This window comes from Marinobacter sp. (genome assembly GCF_014859525.1).
GTDB lineage: Bacteria > Pseudomonadota > Gammaproteobacteria > Pseudomonadales > Oleiphilaceae > Marinobacter.
In genome coordinates, this window is sequence record NZ_JACUUB010000129.1 from 1 (window position 1) to 4,554 (window position 4,554).

6 protein-coding genes are annotated in these 4,554 nt (G+C 55.3%); 2 read left to right on the top strand and 4 right to left on the bottom strand.

Features of this window, described 5'->3' with window-relative positions; genetic code table 11:
* From sbcB to IBX51_RS14420, 4 genes are all read right to left on the bottom strand, one after another.
* Positions 1-1,328 (bottom strand): exodeoxyribonuclease I (gene sbcB, locus IBX51_RS14405; protein ID WP_291831996.1); only part of this gene is annotated, 1,328 nt, incomplete at its 3' end.
* Between the two features lie 51 nt (positions 1,329-1,379).
* The gene (locus tag IBX51_RS14410) at positions 1,380-1,622 is read right to left on the bottom strand and encodes a DUF2442 domain-containing protein (protein ID WP_291831998.1); all 243 of its coding nucleotides are present in this window, start codon (positions 1,620-1,622) and stop codon (positions 1,380-1,382) included.
* Entirely contained in the window at positions 1,603-1,833 is a 231-nt protein-coding gene (locus tag IBX51_RS14415) for a DUF4160 domain-containing protein (protein WP_291831999.1), read from the bottom strand. Before IBX51_RS14415 ends, IBX51_RS14410 begins: the two co-directional genes overlap by 20 nt.
* Positions 1,834-1,887: 54 nt before the next feature.
* Positions 1,888-2,172: a DUF6160 family protein gene (locus IBX51_RS14420; RefSeq protein WP_291832000.1), complete on the bottom strand. Its 285-nt coding sequence runs from the start codon at positions 2,170-2,172 to the stop codon at positions 1,888-1,890.
* A 364-nt stretch (positions 2,173-2,536) separates the two neighbouring features.
* Between IBX51_RS14420 and IBX51_RS14425 the strand changes: the two genes are divergently transcribed.
* Complete coding sequence (locus tag IBX51_RS14425) at positions 2,537-3,565, top strand: response regulator (protein ID WP_291832001.1); 1,029 nt, start codon at positions 2,537-2,539, stop codon at positions 3,563-3,565.
* Positions 3,566-3,567: 2 nt separating this feature from the next.
* Positions 3,568-4,524, top strand: coding sequence for a sensor domain-containing diguanylate cyclase (locus IBX51_RS14430; RefSeq protein ID WP_291832002.1), 957 nt, complete (start codon positions 3,568-3,570; stop codon positions 4,522-4,524).
* Positions 4,525-4,554 lie beyond the last annotated feature (30 nt).

Genomic DNA, 4,554 nt, shown 5'->3' on the forward strand with positions numbered 1-4,554 from the left:
GAGCGCCAGCCTTTTTTGGGGTGCATCAGGCGTTGGCTGCGGAATTCTTCCCAGCGTTCCATTTCTTCACCGCTCAGGGTGCCGGGGTAATTTCGGGCGCGGTAGCGGAACAGCATGTCTGGCAGACGTGCGTCTTCAAAGTTCACATCTTGCTCGCCCAGAGTATCTGCCGGCTGGTTCAGCAGCCAGTTCAGTTTCTCGCGGTCGGTTTTGCTGATGAAGCCGCCGGCGTAGAGCTGTTCGTCCGGGTCGGTCAGGTCGCTGCCGGCGAAGTCCTGCTCGAAGGCTTGGGCAATGCGGGCTGGCAGGTCTGGCGCTTGCCGCAGTTTGGCGAGGTTGGCGCGTAATACATCGCCGTCCAGTTCCAGTTCCGCCAGCCTTTCTGGCGAGAGCGTTGACAGCATGTTGGCCGGGGCCAGCACCGGGCACTTGTTCAGTTGCACACCTTTTAAGGGGAAGCGCTTTACGCCCTCACCCAACTCTGCCTGTGACGTAAATACCCGCTCGCGAATCTGCTCCACGGTGGCGCTGATCAGCTCTATGGGGTCTTCCCGCAAGTCGTACACAATCACCTGGTTCTTGTTGCTCAGGCTCTCCGCCACCGGCGCCACCAGGGCACAACATCCGCGGGTGGCCGGATACTTGGCGGAAATGTGGAACACCGGCTTCATGGCAGCGGTGTCCAGCATTTGCCGGGCGGAGTGTTTGTCTTTATTGTTCAGCACAAACTCAAACAGCTTGGGCTGCTTTTCTTTGATCAGCTTGGCCACGGCGATGGTGGCCAGTACGTCAGACATGGCATCGTGGGCTGCCTCATGGGCAATGCCGTTGGCCACCGTCAGCTCTTCCAGTTTAAAACTGGGGCTGCCGTCTTCTTTTTTCGGCCAGTGGATACCTTCCGGGCGCAGGGCGTAGGTCAGGCGCACCATGTCGATGATGTCCCAGCGGGAGTTGCCGTTCTGCCATTCCCGGGCGTAAGGATCACGCAGGTTTCGGTACAGGGTGTGGCGGGTAACTTCATCGTCAAAGCGCAGGCTGTTGTAGCCCACGGCGCAGGTGCCAGGCTGGCTGAAAGCTTCGTTGATCTGGGCAATGAACTCCGCTTCCGGAAAACCGTCTTCCAGCGCTTTCTGCGGAGTAATGCCGGTAATCAAACAGGCTTCCGGGGAAGGCAGGTAATCGTCTGTCGGCTTACAGTAGATCACCAGCGGATCTTCGATCACGTTCAGATCGGCATCGGTGCGCACGCCGGCAAACTGGGAGGGGCGGTCGTGCAGCGGGTCCACGCCGAAGGTTTCGTAATCGTGCCAGTAGAAAGATCTGATCAAAACGCGGCTCCTGCAACCCGAAGAAATACCAGACGCAGGAGTTTAGCAAACTTATGCGGCGCTTTGACGGGCATTACCCGACAACATGGCCTCAATACTCAAATGATAATCCAAAGACTCCCACTCGATACCCGTGCCATCACAAATAAAGCGATACTCGCGCACCTGGGCAATGGAAGCGCCCTCAAGCTCCGGGTACCAATGCACGGGTGTCGAAATAACACGGCCATCATCCAATTCAACATGCAGATGGCGATCATCAATGTGGACGGACTTACCTCTGAAACCAGGCATTCCAACTCTCCAGAAAATCAGACTGATGACGCTTCACAATACTCAAGCACTCCCGCAATTCCTGATTTTTCAGATTGCTGTACTTCACCGCAAGCGTCGCCACCTCAATCTTAGCCCAACGCTCGCCTTTAAGCACATGCACGTGCGCAGGAGGGTGATCATTTGCATAAAAGAAGAACTTGAAGCCATTCAAGAGCAGTAATGTGGGCATCCTTGCCTCTGTGTCTATCTTAGCCAATACAACGTGTGGAATTTCCGGAAACAATCAAAACAACTTCGTCCCCATATCCACCTGATGAGTCCGCAACCTGTTCACGCCAGAAACACAGGACAAGGGCTCATCGCCATTGGGCACAATTCCCATGTGGGATGCGCAGTAATTCGTGGCTGTTTCACCCTCGCCGGCAATGTTTTCTACCTGCATAAAAGCCTGCCCTGTCACCTCCCCCATCGCATCATCTGAAATGGGCTTTAGTCCGGCCTGGGCAACGGGCGAAATACCCAGGCAGAACGTGGCAAGGGCAGCGCATCCGTACGCTTGCGTCTTCATATTAGTGTCTCTGAGTGTTTTTGTGAGTCAGTTTCCGACGCCGACTCATGCCGTCCGCTTATTGTGTTATTTCGGTGCTGGCATACGATCATGTTATTCTTTGTAACGTTCTGTGTTTTTTTGACCGTCAGACGACTATAGCCGAGGGCTGCTCGTAACTGGAGTGAGCAACATCACACTCGGCGATTACACAAATGTCATGTAATGTTCAAGCTTGATCGCAGTCACACGGCTAGACTTTTTGCGGATCAGAAAACGCCTAGCTGATCAAAAGGTCTTGGAAATTACTGGTGTAGCATCAATATACATATCTATTAGAACTGATACACTGTATGACTTTATCAATGGCCCCCAACAATAGCCGATGACCACTCGCATCCTGATTTGTGACGATTCCTCCCTCGCCCGCAAGCAAATGGCTCGCGCACTACCGGCTGGCCTGGCAGACGACATCCTGTTCGCAATCAACGGCGAAGAAGCGTTGCAAATCCTTCGCGACCGCAAGGCGGAGCTGCTGTTTCTGGATCTCAACATGCCAGAGATGGACGGCTATGAGGTTCTGGAACACATCCGCAAAGAAGACCTCCCGGTGCTCACCATCGTGGTGTCTGGCGATATTCAGCCAGAAGCCCGGGAGCGAGTGCGTAAACTGGGTGCCATCGATTTCATCCAAAAGCCGACCGACACCAGCATTGTCGTGCGATTGTTAGAAGAATATGGTTTCTATCGCCCGGGAGACCTGGAAAGCGCTGCGCTGCAAGACGCCACACTGAACACCAAAGCCAACGCAGCGCCAAAGATATCGGTCAGCCTGAACGACTACCTGCAGGAAATATCCAACGTCGCCATGGGCCGCTCATCGGATCTTCTGGCGCGGCTGCTTAAAGTCTTTGTCAAACAGCCCATCCCGAAAGTCGCGTTCATCGCCAATTCAGAACTGCACATGGCCATCACTGCCGCCCAACGCGGTGACGAATACTCCGCTGTATGCCAGGGTTTCACCGGCGCTGGCATGGCAGGTGAGGCCATGCTGTTGTTTGAAGACGCCAGCTTTCAGGAAATGGCAGACTTACTGCATTACAACGTGCAGCAAGGCGAGGCTGTTAACGTCGAGGTGCTCATGGACATGTCCAGCATCTTGTTCGGCGCCTTTTTGAACGGCATTGGTGACCAGCTGGACCTGAAACTCGGCCTGGGTCACCCCACCGTATTGGGGCAACATCGCCCAATCAATGAACTACTGGAACATCACAGCAAACGCGAAGAACAGCTGCTGTGCATTGAAATCAGCTACACCATTGAAAACCGCGACATCCATTGCGACATGCTGATCCTGTTCACAGAAGACTCCGTGCCTTTTCTCGAAAAACGTCTCGAATACCTGGTGGATTAACCATGGCTTTTCAAAACCCGGAAGCAGACGCCTTTCACTGGCTGGTCGACATGCTCGAATCGGTCGAGGTTGGCCTTGTGGTGATGGACCTCGATTTTCGCGTACAGGCCTGGAACGGCTTTATGGAAAACCACAGCGGCATCACCGCCAGCCATATCCGCGACCAGGTACTGTTCGACGTGTTCCCGGACATCCCGAAAGCCTGGCTCTCCCGCAAAGTCGACGCCGTGGCCATGCTCAACACCCGGGCCTTTACCTCCTGGGAACAACGCCCGTATCTGTTCCGGTTCCGCAACACTCGCCCCATCACCGGCACCGAAGAATACATGTTCCAGAACCTCACCATCAGCCCGCTGACCAGCACCACCGGCGCGGTCGACAAGATTTGCCTGCTCATATACGACGTTACCGAGTTCGCCAGCAGCAAACGGGCGCTGGAACGGGCCAACGAGCAGCTCGCCAAACTCAGCATGACCGACCGCCTGACCGGCCTGCTCAACCGTGGCACCTGGGAAAACCTGGTCGACGCCGAATACGAACGCTATCGCCGCTACAATCAGGACACCTGTCTGGTGATGTTCGACATTGACCACTTCAAACCGGTTAACGACACCTACGGCCACCTGGCCGGCGACGAAGTCATCCGCCACACCGCACAAACCACCCGCAACGGCATCCGCCAGTCCGACAGCGCTGGCCGCTACGGTGGCGAAGAGTTTGGCATCATCCTGCCAGAAACCGACGCCGAAAATGCCCGCATCCTCTGCGAGCGCATCCGCGAAACCATCGAAAAAAGTACCGTGGAGACCAGCGCTGGCGACATCACCTACACCATCAGCATGGGCATTGCCCAACTCACCGCCGAGCCTGAAAACTATATGCAGTGGATGCAGAAGGCGGATGAAGCGCTGTATGCGGCCAAGGAGAGCGGCCGCAACAAGGTGGTTATCGGCGAGTGAATTTGGGGTCAGACCCATGTGCATTTGGCC

Bases quoted from the DNA above. Each gene is read 5' to 3' on its own strand.
- IBX51_RS14430 (WP_291832002.1), top strand. From the start codon at position 3,568: ATGGCTTTTCAAAACCCGGAAGCAGACGCCTTTCACTGGCTGGTCGAC.
- IBX51_RS14410 (WP_291831998.1), bottom strand. From the start codon at position 1,622: ATGCCTGGTTTCAGAGGTAAGTCCGTCCACATTGATGATCGCCATCTG.
- IBX51_RS14425 (WP_291832001.1), top strand. From the start codon at position 2,537: ATGACCACTCGCATCCTGATTTGTGACGATTCCTCCCTCGCCCGCAAG.
- IBX51_RS14420 (WP_291832000.1), bottom strand. From the start codon at position 2,172: ATGAAGACGCAAGCGTACGGATGCGCTGCCCTTGCCACGTTCTGCCTG.
- IBX51_RS14415 (WP_291831999.1), bottom strand. From the start codon at position 1,833: ATGCCCACATTACTGCTCTTGAATGGCTTCAAGTTCTTCTTTTATGCA.